The following is a 21,917-nucleotide window of genomic DNA, read 5'->3' as shown; positions in this document are numbered from 1 at the left end:
GAATGTTGGTCTTTGACTGCGATGAAGCGAGAGGTTACCGATACACCCGGCCGCTTTGCCATGGCGCGTGTAAGGAAAATTTTCGTGGAGAATTGTCTAGAAAATAGGCGAAAGGGAGGGAAAATAATGGCAAAACAAAAGATTCGTATTAGATTGAAAGCTTACGATCACAGAATGATCGATCAGTCAGCTGAAAAGATTGTTGAAACGGCTAAACGTTCTGGAGCTAGTGTTTCAGGTCCAATTCCGTTGCCAACTGAAAGATCAGTTTACACGGTATTGCGTGCTGTTCACGTATACAAAGATTCACGTGAGCAATTTGAAATGCGTACGCACAAACGTTTAATCGATATTGTGAATCCAACACCACAAACGGTGGATGCACTAATGAAGCTTGATTTACCATCAGGCGTCGACATCGAAATTAAACTATAAAACATAAATTAAACAATATTACAGGAGGTGTGACTAATGACCAAAGGAATCTTAGGAAGAAAAGTCGGAATGACGCAAATATTTGCTGAAAACGGCGATCTAATCCCAGTAACAGTGATTGAAGCTACTCCAAACGTTGTACTTCAAAAGAAGACAATCGAGACAGACGGCTACGAGTCAATCCAACTAGGATTTGATGATAAACGTGAAAAGCTTTCAAACAAGCCAGAACAAGGCCACGTTGCAAAAGCTAACACTGCACCTAAGCGCTTCATTCGCGAAGTTCGCGGAGCTGACGTTAGTGCATACGAAGTTGGTCAGGAAGTCAAAGTCGATACATTCGCAGAAGGCGAAGTAGTAGACATTACAGCAAAATCAAAAGGTAAAGGTTTCCAAGGGGTTATCAAGCGTCACGGATACTCACGCGGACCTATGTCTCACGGATCACGTTTCCATCGCGCACCAGGTTCACTTGGAGCAGTTGATGCACAACGCGTATTCAAAGGCAAAAAACTACCTGGACGTATGGGTGGCAAAACCATCACGATCCAAAACGTTGAAATCGTACGAGTTGATCTAGAGCGCAACTTGATATTAGTAAAAGGTAACGTTCCTGGAGCACGTAAATCACTTGTACAAGTGAGAAGCGCAATCAAAGGGAACTGAGTAAAACAGGAAGGAGGAAACAGGAATGCCTAAAGTATCTGTAGTAAGTCAAACAGGCTCTGCTGTTGGTGACATCGAATTAAACGATGCGATCTTCGGAATCGAGCCAAATCAAGCAGTATTATTTGAAGCAATTGTTCAACAACAAGCTTCTTTACGTCAGGGTAACCACAAGGTTAAAACCCGCGCGGAAGTAGCAGGCGGCGGTCGTAAACCATGGCGTCAAAAGGGTACAGGTCGTGCTCGTCAAGGTTCAATTAGATCACCACAATGGCGTGGAGGCGGTATCGTATTCGGTCCATCACCACGTAGTTACAGCTATAAAATGCCTAAGAAAGTTCGTCGTTTAGCACTTCTATCCGCTCTTTCTACGAAAGTAGCAGCTGAAGAACTAATCGTTCTAGACAACTTAGCATTTGACGCACCAAAAACAAAAAGCTTTGTACAAGTGCTTGAAGATCTTTCAATCACGAAGAAAGCATTATTCGTTACAGCTGACCAAGAAGAAACAGTAGCACTATCTGCTCAAAACCTTCAAGGAATCAGTGTTGTTACAGCAAGTGGCATCAATGTTTTAGACTTAGTCGGACATGATCAGCTTGTTATGACAAAAGCAGCAATAGAAAAAGTCGAGGAGGTGCTTGGTTAATGGAAGCACGTGATATTCTGAAACGTCCGGTCATTACCGAGCGTTCTTCTGAACAAATGGAAGATTTAAGAAAATATACATTCGAAGTCGATACACGCGCGAGCAAAACTCACGTCAAACAAGCTATCGAAGAAATCTTCGGTGTTGAAGTAGCAAAAGTCAACGTTATGAACTACAAAGGTAAGTTCAAGCGTATGGGGAAACATGCTGGTTATACAAACAAGCGTCGTAAGGCAATTGTTACACTAACTACTGATTCCAAAGATATCGAACTTTTTGAAATGTAATTAAACCATAATAAATGAAGGAGGGAACACAAAATGGCGATTAAGAAGTACAAAGCTACCTCCAACGGACGTCGTAACATGACTACTTCTGATTTTGCAGAAATCACAGTAAGCAAACCAGAAAAATCATTGCTTGAACCAGTCAAGCGTAAAGGCGGACGTAACAACCAAGGTAGAATGACAGTTCGTCACCAAGGTGGAGGACACAAGCGCCAATACCGCGTCATCGATTTCCAACGTCGGAAAGATGGCATTCCAGGACGCGTTGCTACGATCGAATATGATCCAAACCGTTCTGCAAACATCGCATTAATCAATTATGCAGATGGAGAAAAAAGATATATCCTTGCTCCAAAAGGATTGACAGTAGGTTCCACAATCGTTTCAGGACCAGAAGCGGATATCCGTGTAGGAAATGCTCTACCACTAGAGAATATCCCTATGGGTTCTACGATTCACAACATTGAAATGAAGCCAGGCAAAGGCGGACAATTAGTTCGTTCAGCAGGAACTTCAGCTCAACTACTAGGACGTGAAGGCAAATATGTCATCATTCGTCTACAATCAGGAGAAGTTCGTATGATCCTTGCTACTTGCCGTGCTACAATCGGTCAAGTTGGTAATGAGCAACACGAATTGATCAACATTGGTAAAGCAGGTCGTTCACGTTGGTTAGGCAAACGCCCAAGTGTACGTGGATCTGTAATGAACCCTAACGATCACCCACACGGTGGTGGTGAAGGACGTACGCCAATCGGTATGCCAAGTCCTGTTACTCCTTGGGGTAAACCAACTCTTGGATTCAAGACACGTACGAAGAACAATAAATCAGATAAACTTATCGTTCGCCGTCGTAAAAAATAATGTTATTGCACTGCGGTTCAGTAGATGGACCGTAGTACATACTCGGAAGGAGGTTCCAGAATGGGCCGCAGCTTGAAAAAAGGACCTTTTGCAGATGACCATTTACTAAAAAAGGTTGACGCACAAAAAGACTCAGAAAAGAAACAGGTTATTAAAACATGGTCACGCCGTTCAACAATCTTCCCGACATTCATCGGATTGACGATTGCAGTATATGATGGACGTAAACATGTTCCTGTTTATGTAACAGAAGATATGGTAGGTCACAAACTAGGTGAATTCGTACCTACACGCACATACAGAGGCCATGGTGCCGACGATAAGAAAACAAAACGCTAATTTGAGAGGAGGTTATCCTGATGCAACAAGCTAAAGCATCTGTACGCACAGTCCGTATTGCTTCTCGCAAAGTTCGTTTGGTCGTTGATCTTATCCGCGGCAAGAATATAGGTGAAGCTATGGCTATTCTACGACTTACGCCTAAAGCGGCATCTCCAGTCGTGGAAAAATTATTGAAATCAGCAATTGCAAACGCTGAACATAACTACGAAATGGATACTGAGAACTTAATCGTCAGTGAAGTATTCGTAGATGAAGGACCAACAATGAAACGTTTCCGTCCACGTGCACAAGGTCGTGCGAGTGCGATCAACAAACGTACAAGCCACATCACATTAGTGGTATCTGAAAAGAAGGAGGGGTAATTAGTGGGCCAAAAAGTACATCCTAATGGACTACGTGTAGGCGTCATCCGTGACTGGGACTCAAAATGGTACGCGGAAAAAGATTATGCGTCCTTACTACATGAAGACTTAAAGATCCGTGAATACATCGAAAAACGTCTTATCGAAGCTTCAGTTTCAAAAGTTGAAATCGAGCGTGCTGCTAAGCGTGTTAACATTACAATCCACACTGCAAAGCCAGGTATGGTTATCGGTAAGGGTGGTTCCGAAGTAGAAACACTTCGTAAGCAACTTAACGAAATTACAGGCAAGCGTGTACACATCAACATCGTAGAAATTAAGCGTGCTGATTTGGATGCGAGATTAGTCGCAGAATCAATCGCTCGTCAATTAGAAAGTCGTGTATCATTCCGTCGTGCTCAGAAACAAGCGATTCAACGTACTATTCGTTCTGGCGCAAAAGGAATTAAAACACAAGTGTCTGGTCGTCTCGGCGGTGCTGATATCGCTCGTGCAGAACACTATAGTGAAGGAACTGTCCCTCTTCATACATTACGTGCAGATATAGATTATGCACATGCTGAAGCTGATACTACTTATGGTAAGCTTGGCGTAAAGGTATGGATTTATCGTGGTGAAGTCCTTCCAGTAAAAGTTAAGAAGAACTCTGGGGAAGGAGGCAAATAATATGTTAATGCCTAAACGTGTAAAACATCGTCGTGTATTCCGTGGGAAAATGCGTGGTGAAACAAAAGGTGGCGCTACAGTTCAATTTGGTGAGTATGGTCTTCAGTCTCTAGAAGCAAGTTGGATTACTAACCGTCAGATTGAATCTGCTCGTATTGCTATGACTCGTTACATGAAACGTGGCGGTAAAGTATGGATCAATATTTTCCCGCACAAACCATATACTAAAAAGCCTCTAGAAGTCCGGATGGGTTCCGGTAAAGGTGCTGTAGAAGGCTGGGTTGCAGTTGTGAAACCTGGTAGAGTAATGTTCGAAATTGCAGGTGTTTCAGAAGAGGTTGCTCGTGAGGCACTTAGACTTGCATCGCACAAACTTCCTGTAACAAGCAAGTTTGTAAAACGACAAGAAATTGGTGGTGAGTCTAATGAAAGCTAATGAAATTCGTGACTTAACAACTGCAGAGATCGAGCAAAAAGTGAAATCACTTAAAGAAGAGCTTTTCAACCTTCGCTTCCAGTTAGCGACAGGTCAATTAGAAAACACTGCACGCATCCGTGAAGTACGCAAATCGATTGCGCGCATGAAAACTGTAATACGACAAAGAGAAATCAGTGCAAATAACTGATGAAGGAGGTTGCAGCCATGACTGAGCGTAATCAGCGCAAAGTATACACAGGCCGAGTGGTTTCCGATAAAATGGATAAAACCGTTACGGTAATGGTAGAAACATACAAAAAACATTCTTTATACGGTAAGCGTGTAAAGTATTCTAAGAAACTTAAAGTTCATGATGAGCTAAACGAAGCGAAAATCGGCGATGTTGTACGTATTATGGAAACTCGTCCATTATCAGCAACTAAGCGTTTCCGTCTTCTAGAAGTCGTTGAAAAAGCGATCATCATCTAATAGGTTTTTAACTCAGATTTCGGAAGGAGGTAACCTCGATGATTCAACAGGAAAGTAGAATGAAAGTTGCTGACAACTCTGGTGCACGTGAAGTACTAACTATTAAAGTACTAGGCGGATCAGGTCGTAAAGTAGCTAACATCGGTGACGTAGTTGTTGTTACGGTTAAGAAGGCAACACCAGGTGGCGTTGTTAAGAAGGGTGACGTTGTTAAAGCGGTCATCGTTCGTACGAAAAGTGGAGTTCGTCGTAAAGACGGTTCATACATTACATTCGATGAGAATGCTTGCGTTATTATCCGTGATGATAAAGGGCCACGTGGAACACGTATTTTCGGACCAGTTGCTCGCGAACTACGCGACAACAACTTCATGAAAATCATTTCACTTGCTCCAGAAGTTCTTTAATTCTAATGACAGAGCCAGTCAAGGAGGTGCGATAAATGCACGTTAAAAAAGGCGACAAAGTAATGGTGATCTCTGGGAAAGATAAAGGCAAAACAGGTGTGATCCTAACTGCTTATCCGAAAAAAGACCGTGTGCTTGTTGAAGGTATTAATATCGTCAAGAAACACACAAAGCCGAACCAAGAAAACCCACAGGGCGGAATTGTAAGCCAAGAGTCTACAATACATGTCTCAAACGTGATGGTAATCGATCCTAAAACAGGCGAGCCGACTCGTGTAGGTTACAAGATGGAAGACGGTAAAAAAGTACGTATTGCAAAAAAATCCGGTGAATCATTGGATAAGTAAGTATTGCATTGAAGGGAGGTCCGACTGATGAGTCGTTTGAAAGAGAAGTTTTCTAAAGAAATCACACCTGCTCTAATGAGCAAGTTTGAATATACATCTGTTATGCAGGTTCCTAAAGTAGATAAAATCGTTATCAACATGGGTGTTGGTGATGCTGTCCAAAATACAAAAGCACTTGATGCAGCTGTTGAGGATCTTGCAACTATTTCAGGTCAAAAACCAGTCATTACTAAAGCGAAAAAATCTATCGCAGGATTCCGTTTACGTGAAGGAATGCCGATCGGAGCAAAAGTAACGCTTCGCGGTGAGCGCATGTACGAATTCCTAGATAAATTAGTTTCAATCTCATTACCACGTGTACGTGACTTCCGTGGCGTTTCTAAAAAAGCGTTTGACGGTCGCGGTAACTACACTCTAGGTGTGAAAGAGCAACTTATTTTCCCTGAAATTGACTTCGATAAAGTATCAAAAGTACGAGGGATGGATATCGTCATCGTGACGACAGCTAACACTGATGAAGAAGCACGTGAGTTGCTTGCTCAGTGTGGCATGCCATTCCAAAAGTAAAATAATAGGGAGGCGAAAACGTGGCTAAGAAATCTATGATCGCTAAACAGAAACGTACGCCAAAGTACAAAGTACAAGAATATACACGCTGCGAACGTTGTGGTCGTCCACATTCAGTATATCGCAAATTTAAACTTTGCCGTATTTGTTTCCGCGAACTTGCATACAAGGGACAACTTCCTGGCGTTAAAAAAGCCAGCTGGTAAACCCCTAATTAGGGAAGGAGGTTAATTCAAATGACAATGAGTGATCCGATTGCAGATATGCTTACACGCATCCGTAATGCGAACATGGTTCGCCACGAGAAGCTTGAGGTACCTGCTTCAAACGTAAAGAAAGAAATCGCCGAGATCTTAAAACGAGAAGGTTTCGTTCGTGATGTGGAATACGTGGAAGATAACAAACAAGGCATCATCCGCATTTTCCTAAAATACGGTCAAGATAACGAACGTGTTATCAATGGCTTGAAACGTATTTCTAAACCAGGACTTCGTGTATATGCTAAATCAAATGAAGTTCCTAAAGTACTTAACGGCTTAGGTGTTGCACTAGTTTCTACATCAAACGGTGTATTAACAGACAAAGAAGCCCGCGCTAAACAAGTCGGCGGAGAAGTCGTCGCTTACGTTTGGTAATTAGCTACAATTGAATGGAGGTGCAATAGAATGTCCCGTATTGGTAATCGTCAGATCGAAGTTCCTGAAAATGTTACTGTAACAATTTCAGATGCAAACTTCGCTACTGTTAAAGGTCCGAAAGGTGAACTTTCGAGACAATTAGATAAAGAAATTACGATCACTCACGAAGGCAATGTAATTACATTTACTCGTCCTTCTGAATCAAAAGCTCACCGTTCAATTCACGGTACTACACGCTCTGTTCTTAACAACATGGTAGTGGGAGTATCTACAGGATTTGAACGCACACTTGAATTAGTTGGGGTTGGATATCGTGCTTCTATGCAAGGGAAGAAACTTGTATTGAACGTAGGTTACTCACATCCAGTTGAATTCACACCAGAAGAGGGTGTAGAAGTTGAAGTTCCAGCGAACACGAAAATCATCGTTCGCGGTTACAACAAAGAACACGTAGGTGCTCTTGCTTCTAATATCCGTCAAGTACGTCCACCAGAGCCGTATAAAGGCAAAGGTATCCGTTATGAAGGCGAAATTGTTCGTCGTAAAGAAGGTAAAACAGGTAAATAATACCGCCCGAGGTATTTGGAAGGAGTGACTCCGATGATCACGAAACAAGATAAAAACGCTGTCCGTAAAAAACGTCACGCACGTGTGCGTACGAAAATCAGCGGAACTGCAGAGCGTCCACGTCTAAACGTTTACCGTTCAAACAAGCACATCTATGCACAATTGATTGATGACTTGAATGGCGTAACAATCGTTAGCGCTTCTACAAGAGATAATGATGTTGAGGCTGGATCTACAGGTAACACTGAATCTGCAGCTAAAGTCGGCGAGCTTATTGCAAAGAAAGCTGTTGAAAAAGACGTTAAAGCGGTTGTATTCGACCGCGGCGGATATCTTTTCCACGGCCGTGTAAAAGCATTAGCTGACGCTGCACGCGAAAATGGTCTGGAATTTTAATTAAGAGGGAGGGACATATTTCATGCGTCGTAATGATCAGAACAAAAGTGAGTTCGAAGAACGCGTAGTAACGATTAACCGCGTTGCGAAAGTTGTAAAAGGTGGACGTCGTTTCCGCTTCACTGCACTTGTCGTAGTCGGAGATAAAAACGGTCGTGTCGGTTTTGGTACTGGTAAAGCACAAGAAGTTCCAGATGCAATCCGTAAAGCAATTGAAGATGCGAAGAAAAACTTAATTGTAGTGCCAATGGTCAAAGGTACAACTCCACATGAAGTAATCGGACGCTTTGGTGCAGGACAAATCCTCATCAAACCAGCTGCTCCGGGTACTGGTGTTATCGCAGGTGGACCTGTCCGTGCGGTACTTGAACTTGCAGGCATCACGGATATTCTTTCTAAATCTCTTGGATCAAGCACACCAATCAATATGGTACGTGCAACAATCGAAGGGTTGCAGAATTTGAAACGCGCAGAAGACATTGCCAAATTGCGTGGTAAATCCGTAGAAGAACTGTTAGGTTAAGGGGGGAAATACAATGACGAACAAACTTGAAGTCACCCTTACGAAAAGTGTTATTGGTTCTAAACCAACACAACGTAAAACAATTGAAGCATTAGGCCTTCGAAAGTTAAATCAAACAGTTGAGCATCAAAGCAACGATGCCATCCGTGGTATGCTCACAAAAGTTAGCCACTTGGTAACCGTTAAAGAAATTTAAGTACTATTTTACAATAAGGAGGTGCCGATAAGATGAAATTACATGAGCTAAAACCAGCTGAAGGATCTCGCAGAAACCGCAAACGTGTTGGTCGTGGGATTGGATCTGGAACAGGTAAGACTTCTGGTAGAGGTCATGACGGCCAAAACGCTCGTTCAGGCGGCGGTGTACGTCTTGGTTTCGAAGGTGGACAAATTCCTCTTTTCCAACGACTTCCTAAGCGCGGATTCACGAACATCAATCGTAAAGATTATGCCATCGTTAATCTGGACACATTAAATCGTTTCGAAGAAGGCACGGAAGTAACACCGGAATTGCTAATCGAAACTGGTGTTGTAAGCAACGCTAAATCTGGTATCAAGATTCTGGGTAACGGAACACTTGATAAGAAGATTACAGTACGTGCTAACAAATTCTCCGCTTCTGCAAAAGAAGCAATTGAAAAAGCAGGCGGGCAAACAGAGGTGGTATAATGTTTCAGACAATCTCTAATTTCATGCGTGTGAAGGAGATCCGGTCTAAAATAATTTTCACCCTCCTAGTGCTCATCGTTTTTAGACTAGGGACATTTGTTCCGGTTCCAAACGTTGATGCAACTGCTTTACAACAATCTGATAACCAGTTTATCGGATTCTTGAACACATTTGGTGGAGGAGCACTATCCAACTTCTCGATCTTTGCAATGGGGATTATGCCGTATATCACGGCGTCCATCATTGTACAACTCTTGCAGATGGATGTTGTTCCAAAGTTTACTGAGTGGTCAAAACAAGGGGACGTCGGAAGACGTAAACTTGCACAATTCACAAGATATTTCACGATTGTTCTTGCCTTTATTCAAGCACTTGCCATGTCGTTTGGTTTCAACCAAACATTTGGCGGCACACTGATTCAAGACAACAGCATATCCACTTATATCACAATTGCGATTGTGTTGACTGCAGGTACAGCTTTCCTTCTATGGCTTGGTGAACAAATTACTGCGAAAGGTGTTGGGAATGGTATTTCCATCATTATCTTTGCAGGGATTGTTGCCGGTATTCCGAATGCTGTTAACCAGTTGTATGTAACGCAAATTCAAGACGCTGGAGATGCACTATTTATTAGAATTGCAACGATGGTCTTACTACTGATCGTGATTGTAGCCATTGTAGTCGGAGTTATTTATTTCCAAGAAGCATTGCGGAAAATTCCGATTCAATATGCGAAACGTGTATCAGGACGTAATCAGTCTGTTGCAAGTCAACAAACACATTTACCTTTGAAATTGAATGCTGCAGGAGTTATCCCGGTAATCTTTGCGGTGGCATTCTTCATCACGCCACAACAAATCGCTCCGTTTTTCGGTGAGAACAGTGTAACTAAAACTATTATTCGGATCTTCGATTATACGAATCCGATTGGTATGATTTTGTATGTCACACTTATTATCGCGTTTACGTATTTCTATGCATTCATTCAAGTGAATCCAGAAAATATGGCAGACAATCTGAAAAAACAAGGTGCATATATCCCAGGAATTCGCCCAGGAGCAAACACTCAAAAGTACTTAACAAGTACTCTGTATAGACTAACGTTCGTCGGCTCGATTTTCCTTGCCGTCGTTGCGGTTATGCCAATCTTCTTCATCAATTTGGCTAATTTGCCTCAATCCGCTCAAATCGGCGGAACGAGCTTGCTCATCGTAGTAGGGGTTGCCCTTGAATCAATGAAGCAATTAGAATCACAATTAGTGAAGAGACATTACAGAGGCTTTATGAAATAAAAAGCAATAGCCTGACCTATTGTAAACAAATGGAGGGCAAGGACGTATGAATATCGTATTAATGGGTCTGCCTGGTGCTGGTAAAGGTACACAAGCAGACAAAATTGTCGAGAAGTACGGAATCCCTCATATTTCTACAGGCGATATGTTCCGTGCTGCCATCAAAGATGGCACGGAACTTGGAGTTAAAGCAAAATCGTTCATGGATCAAGGAGCATTAGTTCCTGATGAAGTTACCATTGGTATCGTGCGTGAGCGTTTAAGCAAATCGGATTGTGACAATGGATTCCTGCTTGATGGCTTCCCTAGAACCGTTCCTCAAGCTGAAGCACTAGATGCTTTACTTAAGGACTTAGGAAAAAGCATTGAGTACGTATTGGACATCGAAGTCGATACGGAAGAATTAGTTGCAAGATTATCTGGTCGACGTATTTGTAAAGTGTGTGGCACTTCATATCACTTAATCTTCAACCCACCAAAGGTCGAAGACGTGTGTGATAAGGATGGCGGCGAACTTTACCAGCGTGCAGATGATAATCCGGAAACTGTCATGAATCGTCTGGAAGTAAATATGAATCAGACAGCTCCTTTACTCGACTTTTATGGCGAAAAAGGTGTATTGACTAAAATTAATGGTCAACAGGACATTAATCTTGTATTCAAGGACTTGGATGCAATTTTGCAACAAGATAAAAAGTAATCAATCCTTTTCGGGCACATCTTCATCATTGTTCGGAAAGTAATGGATGAAAACGAACTGCAAAAGCTTTAAGTTCCTGTTATAAGATCAATGAGAGTTTATCATTAATACCTTGGTAGTTCCGACATGCATTATATTGCCAATGGCAGTATAATAAATAATTGGCACTGCGATGAGGGCAATAAAGGATCTCATTCGCAATTTATGCGAAACAGCGAAATGTGGCAGACGTCTTTCGAACATCACTCATGCTAACTGGACATATGTTGAAGGAAGCCTTTTGAAGGCAACTGATGCCGCTCGATGGTGAAAGCCTTTATTGGATATAGAAGGGAGACAGGATTGATGGCGAAGGACGACGTAATTGAGGTAGAAGGAACTGTTCTTGAAACGTTGCCGAATGCGATGTTTAAAGTGGAGTTAGAAAACGGACATACTGTGCTTGCACACGTGTCAGGTAAAATTCGTATGCACTTTATTCGTATTCTGCCAGGCGACAAGGTGACATTGGAACTTTCACCTTACGATTTAACACGTGGTCGTATCACATACCGTTTCAAATAAACTTTTGCACTCCCGAAATATTGAAGGAGGTTGGGTAGGATGAAAGTAAGACCATCTGTAAAACCGATCTGCGAAAAATGTAAAGTTATTCGTAGACGCGGCCGAGTAATGGTAATCTGTGAAAATCCAAAGCACAAACAAAGACAAGGCTAAAACACAAGGAGGTGCACAACTTATATGGCACGTATTGCTGGTGTAGACGTTCCGCGCGATAAGCGCGTTGTCATTTCATTGACATATATATTCGGTATTGGTAAAACAACTGCACAATCAATTTTAACTGCAGCTGATGTTTCTCAAGAGACTCGCGTTCGTGATTTAACTGACGCTGAACTTGATAAGATTCGTGAACAAATTGACGGCTTGAAAGTAGAAGGAGATCTTCGTCGTGAAACTTCTCTAAATATCAAGCGTTTGATGGAAATCGGTAGTAACCGTGGAATCCGTCACCGTCGTGGATTGCCTGTTCGTGGACAAAACACGAAAAACAATGCACGTACGCGTAAGGGTCCTAAACGCACAATGGCTAACAAGAAAAAATAATAGGTAAAGGAGGGTTCTTTCCAACATGGCACGTAAACAACAAACTCGTAAACGTCGTGTAAAAAAGAATATTGAAACTGGTATTGCACATATCCGTTCAACGTTCAATAACACTATCGTAACTATCACGGATAGCCACGGTAATGCACTTTCATGGTCTAGCGCTGGTGCACTTGGCTTTAGAGGTTCCCGTAAATCCACTCCATTTGCTGCACAAATGGCTGCTGAAACAGCAGCGAAAACAGCAATGGAACACGGTTTAAAATCATTGGAAGTAACAGTTAAAGGCCCAGGTGCTGGTCGTGAAGCGGCTATCCGTTCACTACAAGCTGCTGGACTTGAAGTTACTGCAATCAGAGACGTAACTCCAGTTCCACACAATGGTTGTCGCCCGCCAAAACGTCGTCGCGTATAATCGGTTTGAATCTATTGGATTAAGAAAGACAATTTTTGTTAATACTGTTGAAATAGACTATCTATTATCAGTGAATTCAATAAGGTTAAACCAATATTGAGACGTTTTGAGGAGGGTAAATAAATGATCGAGATTGAGAAACCAAAGATTGAAACAGTAACGATCGGCGAAGATTTACAGTTTGGTAAGTTTATTATCGAACCGTTAGAGCGTGGATATGGAAATACCCTAGGGAATTCCTTGCGCCGCATTCTCTTGTCTTCATTACCAGGAGCTGCTGTGACATCTATTCAAATCGATGGTGTACTTCATGAATTCGCTACAATTGAGGGTGTCGTCGAAGACGTATCTACAGTTATTTTGAATGTGAAGAAACTAGCACTCAAAATTTACTCAGATGATGAGAAAGTTATTGAGATCGATGTGAAGGGTGAAGGCGTCGTGACAGCTGCAGACATCACACATGATAGTGATGTTGAAGTATTAAATCCAGATCTCCCGATTGCTACTCTCGGTAAAAATGGACATTTACGTATGCGTATGTATGCTGTACGTGGACGCGGATATGTTCCTTCCGATCAAAACAAACGTGAGGATCTAGCGATTGGTGTGATTCCAATCGACTCGATTTACACTCCTGTATCACGCGTTAACTTCCAAGTTGAAAACACTCGCGTCGGACAAAGTACCAACTTTGATAAGTTGACACTCGATGTATGGACAGATGGAAGCATTGGTCCTAAAGAGGCAGTATCACTTGGAGCTAAAATTCTTACAGAGCATTTGAATATATTCGTTGGTATGACTGACGAAGCACAAACTGCAGAAATCATGGTAGAAAAAGAAGAAGACCAAAAAGAAAAAGTTTTGGAAATGACGATTGAAGAACTTGATCTTTCTGTCCGATCTTATAACTGCTTGAAGCGTGCAGGCATCAATACTGTTTTAGAACTTGCTAACAAGTCTGAAGACGAAATGATGAAAGTGCGAAACTTAGGCCGTAAATCACTTGAAGAAGTGAAGGCTAAATTGGATGAGCTAAACCTCGAGTTACGCTCTGAAGAATAACTGACATATATTGAAGGAGGGTAACTTCAAATGGGATACAGAAAACTTGGACGCACAAGTTCACAACGTAAAGCAATGCTTCGCGACTTAACGACAGATCTAATTATTCATGAGCGCATCCAAACAACTGAAACACGTGCGAAAGAATTACGTAAAGTAGTTGAAAAGATGATCACTCTTGGAAAACGTGGAGATCTTCATGCACGTCGTCAAGCGGCTGAATATATTCGTCGTGAAACGGTGACTGTTGAAAACGCAGAAGGCGAAGAAGCAACAGTGTTTGCACTTCAAAAACTTTTTGATACAGTAGCACCACGTTATGCAGATCGCCAAGGCGGTTATACACGTATAATGAAAATGGGACCTCGCCGTGGCGATGGCGCACCAGTAGTTATTATCGAACTGGTGTAATTCCAACACTTCGAGGGTGTGTCTGTCACGCACAGCACACCCTCTTATTACAAGTACGAGATTTATACGACATAAAAGCTGAGTGTTATGATCCGCGAGAAATCGACTGGTCTAGCTCTACGTACCTCATCTGAGATGTCGGCATGAGCACCCGGCATTTTCGTTTTCAAAGGCGCATTCCTTAGATGAGGTACGCGCTTTTTTTTTATACATAAGAATAATTGATTACATAAGATGTTTATTGATCCATACCACCTAAGAGGAGGAGTCCAGATGAAGGAAATAGCGTCGATGCACCAGGTGGAGTTTTCTTACGATATGGAGGAAGAGGAATCTTCTACTGTGTCAACTAAAGCATTAACTGATGTATCTTTCACCTTGTATGAAGGAGAATGGCTGGCAGTTGTAGGACATAATGGTTCTGGTAAGTCGACGTTAGCCAAGTTGTTGATCGGCTTAATGTTTCCTTCATCAGGCGAAGTACATCTCTTCTCGGAAAGACTATCAGAAGAGAATCTTTGGGAAACACGTTCGCGTATGGGTATTGTGTTTCAAAATCCTGATAATCAGTTCGTCGGTTCAACTGTGCAGGATGATGTAGCATTTGCACTTGAAAACAACGGTGTACCACATGAAATGATGGTCAAACGGGTTCATGAGGCTCTGGAACAGGTGAAAATGACGGGTTACATCAATCATGAGCCCCATCATCTTTCAGGCGGTCAGAAGCAGCGTGTAGCGATTGCAGGCGCATTAGCTTTGCACCCTGAATTGCTTATTTTAGATGAAGCTACTTCCATGCTGGATCCTCAGGGACGGGAAGAAGTCATTGAAATCGTCAAGAAGTTACGTTCTGAAATCGGCTTGACTGTGTTATCCATTACGCATGACTTGGAAGAAGTGTTATTAGCAGATCGTATATTGGTTATGAATGAAGGACAAGTATTGATGGTGGGTTCACCGCAGGAAATCTTTCAGCGAGGTACTGAGCTAGAAAAAGTCGGGCTCGATCTGCCGTTTGCTTTACGTGTTTCTGAATTATTAAGAACAGCTGGTGTAGAGTTACAAGGCAATCATATGACAGAAGAAGAGTTGGTGAATGAATTGTGGACATATCACTTCAGCAAGTAGGATACTTATATGCTAAAGATTCACCCTTTGAGAAACGTGCCTTGCAGGACGTGACAGCTACGATTCCTTCCGGCTCTTATACGTCAATCATTGGTCATACGGGCTCAGGGAAATCGACCTTATTACTACATTTGAATGGATTGCTTAAGCCGTCTGAAGGTATTGTCAAAATTGGTGACACGATGATTACAGCACAGACCAAAGGTAAGAAGATGAAGGAAGTTCGACATCAAGTAGGAATTGTGTTTCAGTTCCCTGAACATCAGTTATTTGAAGAAACAGTTGAAAAAGATATCATGTTCGGTCCTATAAATTTTGGCGTGCCGAAAGAGGTAGCAAGAGCTCGCGCACATGAACTAGTGAAACTTTTAGGTCTACCAGAGGATGTACTGCAGAAGTCACCTTTTGAGCTGTCAGGAGGTCAAATGCGGCGTGTTGCGATTGCAGGTGTCCTTGCATTCAAACCATCTGTCCTGGTCCTTGACGAGCCGACAGCGGGGTTGGATCCCAGAGGTCGAAAAGAGATCATGGAGTTATTCCATCATTTGCACGTAACAGAGAATTTAACGACTATCCTCGTTACACATAGTATGGAAGATGCCGCACGCTATAGTGATCGGATCCTTGTAATGCATGAGGGGACAGCTGTAATGGAAGGGACGCCTGAAGATATATATAGTCTGGAAGAGGAACTTCTTTCATTTCGACTCAGCGTACCGCGTTCCGTGCGTTTTCAGCGAGAGATAGAAAAGATGAGTGGACAGCGTTTTGATCGCATTGCACTAACGGAAGACGTATTGGCACAAGAGTTAGCAAAAGCCATTGCGAGAAATGAGGAGCGGCCATGTTAGAAAAAATGATTATTGGCCGTTTTATTCCTGGTACTTCCATTGTGCATCGAATGGATCCGCGTTCCAAATTGCTCTTTGTCTTTCTGTTCGTCGTAGCGGTGTTCTTGGCTAATAACGTAGCGTCCTATTCCATTTTGCTTGGATTCACGGCATTTGTCATTGCGCTTGCCAGAATCAGACCTTATTTTTTGATCAACGGGTTAAAACCGGTCATCTTTTTGATCATTTTCACTCTCCTATTACATATTTTCTTCACACGTGAAGGTCCCATTATATTTGAGTGGAAGTTTATCAAAATTTATGAAGAAGGACTGCGAATGGGTATATTCATATCTATCCGGTTCTTGGTCCTCGTCTTGATTACGACCGTATTGACGTTAACAACTTCACCAATCTCGATTACGGATGGATTGGAAACATTGCTCAATCCTTTTAAAAAGCTTAAATTACCCGTACATGAATTGGCATTGATGATGTCCATTTCTCTACGTTTCATTCCAACTCTTATGGATGAAACAGATAAAATATTAAAAGCACAACTAGCGAGAGGCTCTGATTTAAGTACCGGTACCATCAAAGAACGGGTGCAGGCAGTTATTCCATTGCTGGTACCGTTATTTGTTAGTGCATTTAAGCGTGCGGAAGATTTAGCGATCGCGATGGAAGTGCGTGGCTACCGTGGTGGGGAAGGTCGCACAAGGTTCCGCCAGCTATCTTGGCAAATGAGGGATACTGCTGTCTTGATCGCTTTTGTGTTATTGGTAGGTGTATTGCTGTGGGTGAGGAAGTGAATCAATTGAAACGAATGAAAGCGACTGTTTCGTATGACGGGACAAATTTTGCTGGCTATCAATCTCAGCCTGGCATGCGTACGGTTCAAGCAGAAATCGATAAGGCGCTTGTGAAGTTACATAAAGATCCGACATCACATGCTGTAGCAAGCGGACGAACGGATGCAGGTGTTCATGCACTCGGTCAAGTCATTCATTTTGACACACCTCTTGATTTAGGTGATCGCTGGCTGATGGCATTGAATGTGCTGCTACCTAAGGACGTACGCATAACCGCGATTGAACAAGTGTCTAAAGATTTCCACGCTCGTTACGGTGCAAAAGGTAAAACATATCGATATAAATGGTCCTATGGGGAATTGCAAAGTCCATTCGAGCGTAACTTTGCCGTCCATTTAGGTAGATGGAATCCGGATGTGGAACGAATGAATGCAGGCGCCGCCTATTTAATCGGCACTCATGACTTCACAAGTTTCAGTTCGGCGAAGACAGCTACTTCGAATAAAGTTCGCACGATCCGAAAACTAACACTAGAACGTCTTGGGGATGAACTGATACTTGAAGTGGAAGGTGATGGATTTCTTTACAATATGGTACGCACGATTGCAGGTGCTTTGCTGGCGGTTGGCATCGGTTGGGACGAGCCGGAAGATGTCCAAAAAATTCTCGAGGCGAAAGATCGTCAAAGGGCAGGGAAGACAGCGGCAGCACACGGTTTGTACTTACTAGAGGTTACCTATTAAGCCCATGGCAACTAATCCTGGTGTATTCATAAAAACGCTTGACTTTATTGAAAATAAAGTATAACATGATAAATGGTATTTCAATAACCCCACAAACAAGCCCCGGAAGTTTATTTGTGTTTAGGGATAGAGAAAACAAGGGAACAGATTTGATATTTTAGGAGGAAATACAATATGCGCACAACATTCATGGCTAAAGGTCACGAAGTCGAACGTAAATGGCTAGTTGTCGACGCTGAAGGACAAACGCTTGGTCGTCTTGCTTCAGAAGTTGCAACTCTTTTACGCGGTAAACATAAACCAACGTTTACACCACATGTTGATACAGGTGATCACGTGATCATTATCAACGCTGAAAAAATCCAATTGACTGGTAACAAATTAAAAGATAAAATGTACTACCGTCACTCTGGTTACACAGGTAGCATCAAGTCACGTACTGCTCTTGAAATGCGTACTAACTACCCTGTGAAAATGCTTGAACTTGCGATTAAAGGAATGCTTCCAAACGGTCCTCTAGGTCGTCAAACTATCAAGAAATTACACGTATTTGCTGGTCCAGAACATCAGCATGCAGCACAAAAACCAGAAGCTTTTGAGCTTCGCGGTTAATTAAGAGGAGGAAACCCACTTGGCACAAGTACAATATATCGGCACTGGCCGTCGTAAAAGTTCAGTAGCTCGTGTACGTCTAATTCCTGGCGAAGGCAAAATTGTCGTCAATAATCGTGACGTAGAGGACTACGTACCATTCGAAACACTTCGTGAAATCATTAAACAACCACTAGTTACAACGGAAACACTTGGAAGCTACGATATCCACGTTAACGTTAACGGTGGAGGTTACACTGGTCAAGCAGGCGCAATCCGTCACGGCGTTGCTCGTGCATTGCTTACTGTAGATCCTGATTTCCGTGCAGCACTTAAATCAGCAGGATTCCTAACACGTGATCCACGTATGAAGGAACGTAAGAAACCAGGTCTTCGCGGCGCTCGTCGTGCACCTCAGTTCTCAAAACGTTAATTTGTTTTTTCAAAAGCTCTTCTCATTACTTTATGAGAAGGGTTTTTTTGCGTCTAGCATGAGTTACTCATAATGTTTGACCTCCTGTAGGCGCTATATAGTAATAGGAGATCTTAGCATGTTATCTAGTACATGTTGTACTTTTATGAGTAGATATCTTGCCAGACCCCTTATGTAAGCGGGAACACTTGAATCTTCACCGAGAAACTGTACAATAAATTAGTAGCAGTAACTCCAAAACACTTTCTAAAGCTTTGTAATAGAGAAAGTAGAATACCCTTCATTTCCGGTTGTTTTAGCTATTTGAGAGGCTCATGGATCACCCCCTGATGTAATGAGTCATTAATGAATCAACTGCGACTAGACCATTTACTGAAAATTGTTACCTTATCATATGATTCGAACTCAGAGACAATTAGACAGAAAAAGTATTCCTGCCGCTAATAATGTTTTTTTGTCTGCGAAGTGTTAAGCAGTCGACGTTTATGCTAACTTGCATTTGGGTAAACTGTGACAAGTTGCACTTTTCTATTCTGACTTGCTTTGGATCAATTGAATTGTATGAATGAATAAAAATGTGTAGGGCAATTGATGAGTATAGTAGACCATTGTAAATTTTTATACTTTATAAAATGTTCTGTGGTTTTAATCTATTTGGAGAAAAAAGATTACTGCAATATAATATATTATTTTATTTTAGGAGGTTGAACCATGCGATTACTACCGCGTGAGATTGATAAATTAATGATCGTTGTTGCGGCAGACGTTGCCAGAAGACGAAGGGACCGAGGACTTAAATTGAACCACCCTGAAGCAATGGCTCTTATTACATATGAGGTGTTGGAAGGCGCCAGAGACGGCAAAACAGTTGCAGAACTCATGGCTTATGGCGCGACAATTTTATCTCGTGAAGATGTAATGGATGGTATTCCAGAAATGATTGATGACATTCAAGTAGAAGCAACGTTCCCTGATGGGACGAAATTAGTCACAGTGCATAATCCGATCAGATAAATGGTTTATAAAAAGAAAGGGGACGTAACGATGATACCAGGCGAATATATTTTAAAAGACGAACCGATCATTTGTAATGAAGGCGCTGAAAGTATACATGTACAAGTTATTAATCATGGCGACAGACCGATCCAAATCGGTTCCCATTACCATTTTTACGAAGTGAATAATGCATTAAAGTTTGATCGAGAAGTGACATACGGGAAACGTCTCAATATACCTGCAGGCGCTGCTGTTCGTTTTGAACCCGGTGATGAAAAAGAAGTGCAGCTAATTGACTATGCTGGAGAAAGAGAAGTTTATGGTTTCCATAATAAAGTAGACGGAGCATTGGAAGGCGGGAATGCAAAATGAGTTTTAAAATGGATAGAGAGCAATATGCTCAAATGTATGGACCGACAACCGGAGACTCTGTCCGACTAGCAGATACAGATTTGTTCATCCAAATTGAAAAAGATCATACGAAATATGGAGAAGAAGTTGTGTTCGGTGGCGGTAAAGTTATCCGTGATGGAATGGGACAACATCCTTTCATTACGCGCGAAGAAGACGAACGCGTACCTGATACAGTCATTACCAATGTTGTCGTGCTTGACTATACAGGAATATATAAAGCGGATCTAGCTATTCGTGACGGTAAAATCTCGGGTATCGGCAAAGCAGGTAATCCGCTCGTGCAAGACAAAGTAGATATTATTATTGGAACTTCCACTGAAGTTATTTCGGGGGAAGGTAAGATCATTACTGCTGGTGCAATTGATACGCACGTACATTTCATTAATCCGGCACAAGTAGACGTTGCACTTACAGCGGGTACTACCACACTAATAGGCGGTGGAGCAGGACCAGGAGATGGTTCTCGAGCTACGACTGCGACACCGGGTGCTTGGCATCTTCATTCCATGTTGAAGGCTTTGGATGGACAACCGATTAATATTGGTTTGACAGGTAAAGGGCATGCAGCAGCGGGTGCTCCTTTAGCGGAACAAATAATTGCAGGTGCGATTGGTTTGAAAGTCCATGAAGATTGGGGCGCGACACCGTCTGTTCTCGATCATGCATTACGGATTGCGGATGAATATGACGTGCAAGTCGCACTTCATGCAGATACATTAAACGAATCTGGATTTTTTGAAGATACGATCAAGGCGATTGATGGTCGCGGTATCCATATGTACCATACAGAAGGTGCAGGAGGCGGTCATGCTCCGGATTTGATTAAATCTGCTGGCATGATGAATGTGTTACCGGCTTCTACTAATCCGACATTGCCATATACGATTAACACGATTGATGAGCACTTGGATATGGTAATGGTTGCCCATAACTTGAATCCTTCTGTACCAGAAGATATCGCATTTGCGGATTCGCGCATTCGCAATGAAACGATTGCAGCAGAAGATGTCTTGCAAGACTTAGGTGTCTTTAGTATGACAAGCTCCGATTCTCAGGCGATGGGCCGTATCGGCGAAGTTGCACTTCGTACATGGCAAGTAGCTCACAAAATGAAAAAGCAACTTGGAGTTATGGAAGGCGATAGTGAGCATTCGGATAATAATCGGGTAAAACGCTATGTCGCCAAATATACGATTAATCCAGCTATCGCTCATGGTATATCAGAGTATATCGGTTCAATTGAAGTCGGAAAAATGGCGGACCTTGTTCTATGGGATCCGAAATTCTTTGGAGTTAAACCGGAAATGATTTTGAAAAGTGGAATGGCGGTCTTTAGCTTAATGGGTGATGCCAATGCAACGATTCCGACACCGCAGCCGATGATTTATCGTCCGATGTATGCAACGCTCGGTAAGGCATTGTCTCAAAGTTCCATTACGTTTGTTTCGCAAATTGCCTATGATCAAGGGATAAAAGAGAAGCTAGGACTTGATAAAGTAGTGCTGCCTGTCCGTAATATACGCAATCTGACGAAAAAAGATATGAAGTTAAATACAGCAACACCACATATTGACGTGGATCCACAAACGTATGAAGTGAAAATTGATGGAAAACTGATTACATGCGATCCGATTGACGTAGTGCCAATGGGGCAACGCTATTTCTTATTCTGAGGTGAAGAA

38 protein-coding genes are annotated in these 21,917 nt (G+C 42.3%); all 38 read left to right on the top strand.

Annotation, left to right across the window (positions count from 1 at the left end; translation table 11 throughout):
* Positions 1-126: 126 nt before the first annotated feature.
* A complete protein-coding gene (rpsJ, locus tag CSV68_RS06665) occupies positions 127-435 on the top strand; it encodes a 30S ribosomal protein S10 (RefSeq protein WP_085427465.1) in 309 nt (102 codons plus the stop codon).
* Between the two features lie 36 nt (positions 436-471).
* A complete protein-coding gene (gene rplC / locus CSV68_RS06660) occupies positions 472-1,101 on the top strand; it encodes a 50S ribosomal protein L3 (protein WP_099633800.1) in 630 nt (209 codons plus the stop codon).
* Between the two features lie 25 nt (positions 1,102-1,126).
* Entirely contained in the window at positions 1,127-1,750 is a 624-nt protein-coding gene (gene rplD / locus CSV68_RS06655; RefSeq protein WP_099633801.1) for a 50S ribosomal protein L4, read from the top strand.
* A complete protein-coding gene (gene rplW, locus CSV68_RS06650) occupies positions 1,750-2,037 on the top strand; it encodes a 50S ribosomal protein L23 (RefSeq protein ID WP_099633802.1) in 288 nt (95 codons plus the stop codon). Before rplD ends, rplW begins: the two co-directional genes overlap by 1 nt.
* Before the next feature lie 33 nt (positions 2,038-2,070).
* Complete coding sequence (rplB, locus tag CSV68_RS06645) at positions 2,071-2,901, top strand: 50S ribosomal protein L2 (RefSeq protein ID WP_099633803.1); 831 nt, start codon at positions 2,071-2,073, stop codon at positions 2,899-2,901.
* Between the two features lie 60 nt (positions 2,902-2,961).
* The gene (rpsS, locus tag CSV68_RS06640) at positions 2,962-3,240 is read left to right on the top strand and encodes a 30S ribosomal protein S19 (RefSeq protein WP_085132011.1); all 279 of its coding nucleotides are present in this window, start codon (positions 2,962-2,964) and stop codon (positions 3,238-3,240) included.
* Between the two features lie 20 nt (positions 3,241-3,260).
* The gene (gene rplV / locus CSV68_RS06635; RefSeq protein WP_037561627.1) at positions 3,261-3,605 is read left to right on the top strand and encodes a 50S ribosomal protein L22; all 345 of its coding nucleotides are present in this window, start codon (positions 3,261-3,263) and stop codon (positions 3,603-3,605) included.
* Positions 3,606-3,608: 3 nt separating this feature from the next.
* Positions 3,609-4,271 carry a 30S ribosomal protein S3 gene (rpsC, locus tag CSV68_RS06630; RefSeq protein WP_029053271.1) on the top strand — a complete coding sequence of 221 codons (663 nt, stop codon included), beginning with the start codon at positions 3,609-3,611 and terminating at the stop codon, positions 4,269-4,271.
* Between the two features lies 1 nt (position 4,272).
* Positions 4,273-4,707 carry a 50S ribosomal protein L16 gene (gene rplP / locus CSV68_RS06625; RefSeq protein ID WP_099633804.1) on the top strand — a complete coding sequence of 145 codons (435 nt, stop codon included), beginning with the start codon at positions 4,273-4,275 and terminating at the stop codon, positions 4,705-4,707.
* Positions 4,697-4,897, top strand: coding sequence for a 50S ribosomal protein L29 (gene rpmC / locus CSV68_RS06620; protein ID WP_025783856.1), 201 nt, complete (start codon positions 4,697-4,699; stop codon positions 4,895-4,897). The genes rplP and rpmC overlap by 11 nt, the downstream gene beginning before the upstream one ends.
* Before the next feature lie 17 nt (positions 4,898-4,914).
* Positions 4,915-5,178: a 30S ribosomal protein S17 gene (gene rpsQ / locus CSV68_RS06615; RefSeq protein ID WP_029053269.1), complete on the top strand. Its 264-nt coding sequence runs from the start codon at positions 4,915-4,917 to the stop codon at positions 5,176-5,178.
* Between the two features lie 38 nt (positions 5,179-5,216).
* A complete protein-coding gene (gene rplN, locus CSV68_RS06610; protein WP_081243203.1) occupies positions 5,217-5,585 on the top strand; it encodes a 50S ribosomal protein L14 in 369 nt (122 codons plus the stop codon).
* Positions 5,586-5,620: 35 nt separating this feature from the next.
* A complete protein-coding gene (rplX, locus tag CSV68_RS06605) occupies positions 5,621-5,932 on the top strand; it encodes a 50S ribosomal protein L24 (RefSeq protein WP_029053267.1) in 312 nt (103 codons plus the stop codon).
* A 27-nt stretch (positions 5,933-5,959) separates the two neighbouring features.
* Positions 5,960-6,499 carry a 50S ribosomal protein L5 gene (gene rplE, locus CSV68_RS06600; protein WP_029053266.1) on the top strand — a complete coding sequence of 180 codons (540 nt, stop codon included), beginning with the start codon at positions 5,960-5,962 and terminating at the stop codon, positions 6,497-6,499.
* A gap of 20 nt (positions 6,500-6,519) precedes the next feature.
* Positions 6,520-6,705 carry a type Z 30S ribosomal protein S14 gene (locus tag CSV68_RS06595; RefSeq protein ID WP_008298870.1) on the top strand — a complete coding sequence of 62 codons (186 nt, stop codon included), beginning with the start codon at positions 6,520-6,522 and terminating at the stop codon, positions 6,703-6,705.
* Positions 6,706-6,735: 30 nt separating this feature from the next.
* Positions 6,736-7,134 carry a 30S ribosomal protein S8 gene (gene rpsH, locus CSV68_RS06590; protein WP_029053265.1) on the top strand — a complete coding sequence of 133 codons (399 nt, stop codon included), beginning with the start codon at positions 6,736-6,738 and terminating at the stop codon, positions 7,132-7,134.
* Positions 7,135-7,164: 30 nt separating this feature from the next.
* Positions 7,165-7,704, top strand: a complete 540-nt coding sequence (gene rplF / locus CSV68_RS06585) for a 50S ribosomal protein L6 (protein WP_099633805.1) — start codon at positions 7,165-7,167, stop codon at positions 7,702-7,704.
* Between the two features lie 33 nt (positions 7,705-7,737).
* Positions 7,738-8,100 carry a 50S ribosomal protein L18 gene (gene rplR, locus CSV68_RS06580; protein WP_029053263.1) on the top strand — a complete coding sequence of 121 codons (363 nt, stop codon included), beginning with the start codon at positions 7,738-7,740 and terminating at the stop codon, positions 8,098-8,100.
* A gap of 22 nt (positions 8,101-8,122) precedes the next feature.
* The gene (rpsE, locus tag CSV68_RS06575) at positions 8,123-8,623 is read left to right on the top strand and encodes a 30S ribosomal protein S5 (protein ID WP_083034251.1); all 501 of its coding nucleotides are present in this window, start codon (positions 8,123-8,125) and stop codon (positions 8,621-8,623) included.
* A gap of 13 nt (positions 8,624-8,636) precedes the next feature.
* On the top strand, positions 8,637-8,819 hold the full coding sequence (rpmD, locus tag CSV68_RS06570) for a 50S ribosomal protein L30 (RefSeq protein WP_083034250.1): 183 nt from the start codon (positions 8,637-8,639) through the stop codon (positions 8,817-8,819).
* Positions 8,820-8,851: 32 nt separating this feature from the next.
* Complete coding sequence (rplO, locus tag CSV68_RS06565; protein ID WP_083034249.1) at positions 8,852-9,292, top strand: 50S ribosomal protein L15; 441 nt, start codon at positions 8,852-8,854, stop codon at positions 9,290-9,292.
* Positions 9,292-10,584, top strand: a complete 1,293-nt coding sequence (gene secY / locus CSV68_RS06560) for a preprotein translocase subunit SecY (RefSeq protein ID WP_099630544.1) — start codon at positions 9,292-9,294, stop codon at positions 10,582-10,584. Before rplO ends, secY begins: the two co-directional genes overlap by 1 nt.
* A 46-nt stretch (positions 10,585-10,630) precedes the next feature.
* Positions 10,631-11,284, top strand: coding sequence for an adenylate kinase (locus CSV68_RS06555; RefSeq protein ID WP_099633806.1), 654 nt, complete (start codon positions 10,631-10,633; stop codon positions 11,282-11,284).
* Between the two features lie 345 nt (positions 11,285-11,629).
* A complete protein-coding gene (infA, locus tag CSV68_RS06550; protein ID WP_029053257.1) occupies positions 11,630-11,848 on the top strand; it encodes a translation initiation factor IF-1 in 219 nt (72 codons plus the stop codon).
* A gap of 39 nt (positions 11,849-11,887) precedes the next feature.
* Positions 11,888-12,001 carry a 50S ribosomal protein L36 gene (gene rpmJ / locus CSV68_RS06545; RefSeq protein ID WP_076758849.1) on the top strand — a complete coding sequence of 38 codons (114 nt, stop codon included), beginning with the start codon at positions 11,888-11,890 and terminating at the stop codon, positions 11,999-12,001.
* Between the two features lie 24 nt (positions 12,002-12,025).
* The gene (gene rpsM / locus CSV68_RS06540) at positions 12,026-12,391 is read left to right on the top strand and encodes a 30S ribosomal protein S13 (protein WP_085132003.1); all 366 of its coding nucleotides are present in this window, start codon (positions 12,026-12,028) and stop codon (positions 12,389-12,391) included.
* Positions 12,392-12,416: 25 nt separating this feature from the next.
* Positions 12,417-12,806 carry a 30S ribosomal protein S11 gene (gene rpsK, locus CSV68_RS06535; protein ID WP_009499031.1) on the top strand — a complete coding sequence of 130 codons (390 nt, stop codon included), beginning with the start codon at positions 12,417-12,419 and terminating at the stop codon, positions 12,804-12,806.
* Between the two features lie 123 nt (positions 12,807-12,929).
* A complete protein-coding gene (locus CSV68_RS06530) occupies positions 12,930-13,874 on the top strand; it encodes a DNA-directed RNA polymerase subunit alpha (RefSeq protein WP_099633807.1) in 945 nt (314 codons plus the stop codon).
* Between the two features lie 30 nt (positions 13,875-13,904).
* The gene (gene rplQ, locus CSV68_RS06525; RefSeq protein WP_099633808.1) at positions 13,905-14,285 is read left to right on the top strand and encodes a 50S ribosomal protein L17; all 381 of its coding nucleotides are present in this window, start codon (positions 13,905-13,907) and stop codon (positions 14,283-14,285) included.
* Positions 14,286-14,558: 273 nt separating this feature from the next.
* The gene (locus CSV68_RS06520; protein WP_099661743.1) at positions 14,559-15,416 is read left to right on the top strand and encodes an energy-coupling factor ABC transporter ATP-binding protein; all 858 of its coding nucleotides are present in this window, start codon (positions 14,559-14,561) and stop codon (positions 15,414-15,416) included.
* Complete coding sequence (locus CSV68_RS06515; RefSeq protein ID WP_099661742.1) at positions 15,392-16,267, top strand: energy-coupling factor ABC transporter ATP-binding protein; 876 nt, start codon at positions 15,392-15,394, stop codon at positions 16,265-16,267. Before CSV68_RS06520 ends, CSV68_RS06515 begins: the two co-directional genes overlap by 25 nt.
* Entirely contained in the window at positions 16,261-17,058 is a 798-nt protein-coding gene (locus CSV68_RS06510) for an energy-coupling factor transporter transmembrane component T family protein (RefSeq protein ID WP_099661741.1), read from the top strand. The genes CSV68_RS06515 and CSV68_RS06510 overlap by 7 nt, the downstream gene beginning before the upstream one ends.
* A 14-nt stretch (positions 17,059-17,072) precedes the next feature.
* Complete coding sequence (truA, locus tag CSV68_RS06505) at positions 17,073-17,801, top strand: tRNA pseudouridine(38-40) synthase TruA (protein ID WP_483315669.1); 729 nt, start codon at positions 17,073-17,075, stop codon at positions 17,799-17,801.
* A gap of 174 nt (positions 17,802-17,975) precedes the next feature.
* Entirely contained in the window at positions 17,976-18,413 is a 438-nt protein-coding gene (gene rplM, locus CSV68_RS06500; RefSeq protein ID WP_029053249.1) for a 50S ribosomal protein L13, read from the top strand.
* A 19-nt stretch (positions 18,414-18,432) separates the two neighbouring features.
* Positions 18,433-18,825, top strand: a complete 393-nt coding sequence (rpsI, locus tag CSV68_RS06495; RefSeq protein WP_085131997.1) for a 30S ribosomal protein S9 — start codon at positions 18,433-18,435, stop codon at positions 18,823-18,825.
* A 711-nt stretch (positions 18,826-19,536) separates the two neighbouring features.
* Positions 19,537-19,839 carry an urease subunit gamma gene (locus tag CSV68_RS06490; protein WP_099633812.1) on the top strand — a complete coding sequence of 101 codons (303 nt, stop codon included), beginning with the start codon at positions 19,537-19,539 and terminating at the stop codon, positions 19,837-19,839.
* Positions 19,840-19,869: 30 nt separating this feature from the next.
* Positions 19,870-20,193 (top strand): urease subunit beta, encoded by a 324-nt coding sequence (locus CSV68_RS06485; protein ID WP_099633813.1) that lies wholly within the window; start codon positions 19,870-19,872, stop codon positions 20,191-20,193.
* Complete coding sequence (gene ureC / locus CSV68_RS06480; RefSeq protein WP_099633814.1) at positions 20,190-21,908, top strand: urease subunit alpha; 1,719 nt, start codon at positions 20,190-20,192, stop codon at positions 21,906-21,908. Before CSV68_RS06485 ends, ureC begins: the two co-directional genes overlap by 4 nt.
* The last annotated feature ends 9 nt before the right edge of the window (positions 21,909-21,917 follow it).

The sequence above is a fragment of the Sporosarcina sp. P29 genome, assembly GCF_002743265.1.
Taxonomy (GTDB): Bacteria; Bacillota; Bacilli; order Bacillales_A; family Planococcaceae; genus Sporosarcina.
This window is presented reverse-complemented; position numbering and strand designations above follow the sequence as displayed.

What these genes read in the sequence shown, in the direction of transcription:
- rpsJ (WP_085427465.1), top strand. Translation starts at nt 127, where the DNA reads ATGGCAAAACAAAAGATTCGTATTAGATTGAAAGCTTACGATCACAGA.
- rplC (WP_099633800.1), top strand. Translation starts at nt 472, where the DNA reads ATGACCAAAGGAATCTTAGGAAGAAAAGTCGGAATGACGCAAATATTT.
- rplD (WP_099633801.1), top strand. Translation starts at nt 1,127, where the DNA reads ATGCCTAAAGTATCTGTAGTAAGTCAAACAGGCTCTGCTGTTGGTGAC.
- rplW (WP_099633802.1), top strand. Translation starts at nt 1,750, where the DNA reads ATGGAAGCACGTGATATTCTGAAACGTCCGGTCATTACCGAGCGTTCT.
- rplB (WP_099633803.1), top strand. Translation starts at nt 2,071, where the DNA reads ATGGCGATTAAGAAGTACAAAGCTACCTCCAACGGACGTCGTAACATG.
- rpsS (WP_085132011.1), top strand. Translation starts at nt 2,962, where the DNA reads ATGGGCCGCAGCTTGAAAAAAGGACCTTTTGCAGATGACCATTTACTA.
- rplV (WP_037561627.1), top strand. Translation starts at nt 3,261, where the DNA reads ATGCAACAAGCTAAAGCATCTGTACGCACAGTCCGTATTGCTTCTCGC.
- rplP (WP_099633804.1), top strand. Translation starts at nt 4,273, where the DNA reads ATGTTAATGCCTAAACGTGTAAAACATCGTCGTGTATTCCGTGGGAAA.
- rpmC (WP_025783856.1), top strand. Translation starts at nt 4,697, where the DNA reads ATGAAAGCTAATGAAATTCGTGACTTAACAACTGCAGAGATCGAGCAA.
- rpsQ (WP_029053269.1), top strand. Translation starts at nt 4,915, where the DNA reads ATGACTGAGCGTAATCAGCGCAAAGTATACACAGGCCGAGTGGTTTCC.
- rplN (WP_081243203.1), top strand. Translation starts at nt 5,217, where the DNA reads ATGATTCAACAGGAAAGTAGAATGAAAGTTGCTGACAACTCTGGTGCA.
- rplX (WP_029053267.1), top strand. Translation starts at nt 5,621, where the DNA reads ATGCACGTTAAAAAAGGCGACAAAGTAATGGTGATCTCTGGGAAAGAT.
- rplE (WP_029053266.1), top strand. Translation starts at nt 5,960, where the DNA reads ATGAGTCGTTTGAAAGAGAAGTTTTCTAAAGAAATCACACCTGCTCTA.
- rpsH (WP_029053265.1), top strand. Translation starts at nt 6,736, where the DNA reads ATGACAATGAGTGATCCGATTGCAGATATGCTTACACGCATCCGTAAT.
- rplF (WP_099633805.1), top strand. Translation starts at nt 7,165, where the DNA reads ATGTCCCGTATTGGTAATCGTCAGATCGAAGTTCCTGAAAATGTTACT.
- rplR (WP_029053263.1), top strand. Translation starts at nt 7,738, where the DNA reads ATGATCACGAAACAAGATAAAAACGCTGTCCGTAAAAAACGTCACGCA.
- rpsE (WP_083034251.1), top strand. Translation starts at nt 8,123, where the DNA reads ATGCGTCGTAATGATCAGAACAAAAGTGAGTTCGAAGAACGCGTAGTA.
- rpmD (WP_083034250.1), top strand. Translation starts at nt 8,637, where the DNA reads ATGACGAACAAACTTGAAGTCACCCTTACGAAAAGTGTTATTGGTTCT.
- rplO (WP_083034249.1), top strand. Translation starts at nt 8,852, where the DNA reads ATGAAATTACATGAGCTAAAACCAGCTGAAGGATCTCGCAGAAACCGC.
- secY (WP_099630544.1), top strand. Translation starts at nt 9,292, where the DNA reads ATGTTTCAGACAATCTCTAATTTCATGCGTGTGAAGGAGATCCGGTCT.
- CSV68_RS06555 (WP_099633806.1), top strand. Translation starts at nt 10,631, where the DNA reads ATGAATATCGTATTAATGGGTCTGCCTGGTGCTGGTAAAGGTACACAA.
- infA (WP_029053257.1), top strand. Translation starts at nt 11,630, where the DNA reads ATGGCGAAGGACGACGTAATTGAGGTAGAAGGAACTGTTCTTGAAACG.
- rpmJ (WP_076758849.1), top strand. Translation starts at nt 11,888, where the DNA reads ATGAAAGTAAGACCATCTGTAAAACCGATCTGCGAAAAATGTAAAGTT.
- rpsM (WP_085132003.1), top strand. Translation starts at nt 12,026, where the DNA reads ATGGCACGTATTGCTGGTGTAGACGTTCCGCGCGATAAGCGCGTTGTC.
- rpsK (WP_009499031.1), top strand. Translation starts at nt 12,417, where the DNA reads ATGGCACGTAAACAACAAACTCGTAAACGTCGTGTAAAAAAGAATATT.
- CSV68_RS06530 (WP_099633807.1), top strand. Translation starts at nt 12,930, where the DNA reads ATGATCGAGATTGAGAAACCAAAGATTGAAACAGTAACGATCGGCGAA.
- rplQ (WP_099633808.1), top strand. Translation starts at nt 13,905, where the DNA reads ATGGGATACAGAAAACTTGGACGCACAAGTTCACAACGTAAAGCAATG.
- CSV68_RS06520 (WP_099661743.1), top strand. Translation starts at nt 14,559, where the DNA reads ATGAAGGAAATAGCGTCGATGCACCAGGTGGAGTTTTCTTACGATATG.
- CSV68_RS06510 (WP_099661741.1), top strand. Translation starts at nt 16,261, where the DNA reads ATGTTAGAAAAAATGATTATTGGCCGTTTTATTCCTGGTACTTCCATT.
- truA (WP_483315669.1), top strand. Translation starts at nt 17,073, where the DNA reads ATGAAAGCGACTGTTTCGTATGACGGGACAAATTTTGCTGGCTATCAA.
- rplM (WP_029053249.1), top strand. Translation starts at nt 17,976, where the DNA reads ATGCGCACAACATTCATGGCTAAAGGTCACGAAGTCGAACGTAAATGG.
- CSV68_RS06490 (WP_099633812.1), top strand. Translation starts at nt 19,537, where the DNA reads ATGCGATTACTACCGCGTGAGATTGATAAATTAATGATCGTTGTTGCG.
- CSV68_RS06485 (WP_099633813.1), top strand. Translation starts at nt 19,870, where the DNA reads ATGATACCAGGCGAATATATTTTAAAAGACGAACCGATCATTTGTAAT.
- ureC (WP_099633814.1), top strand. Translation starts at nt 20,190, where the DNA reads ATGAGTTTTAAAATGGATAGAGAGCAATATGCTCAAATGTATGGACCG.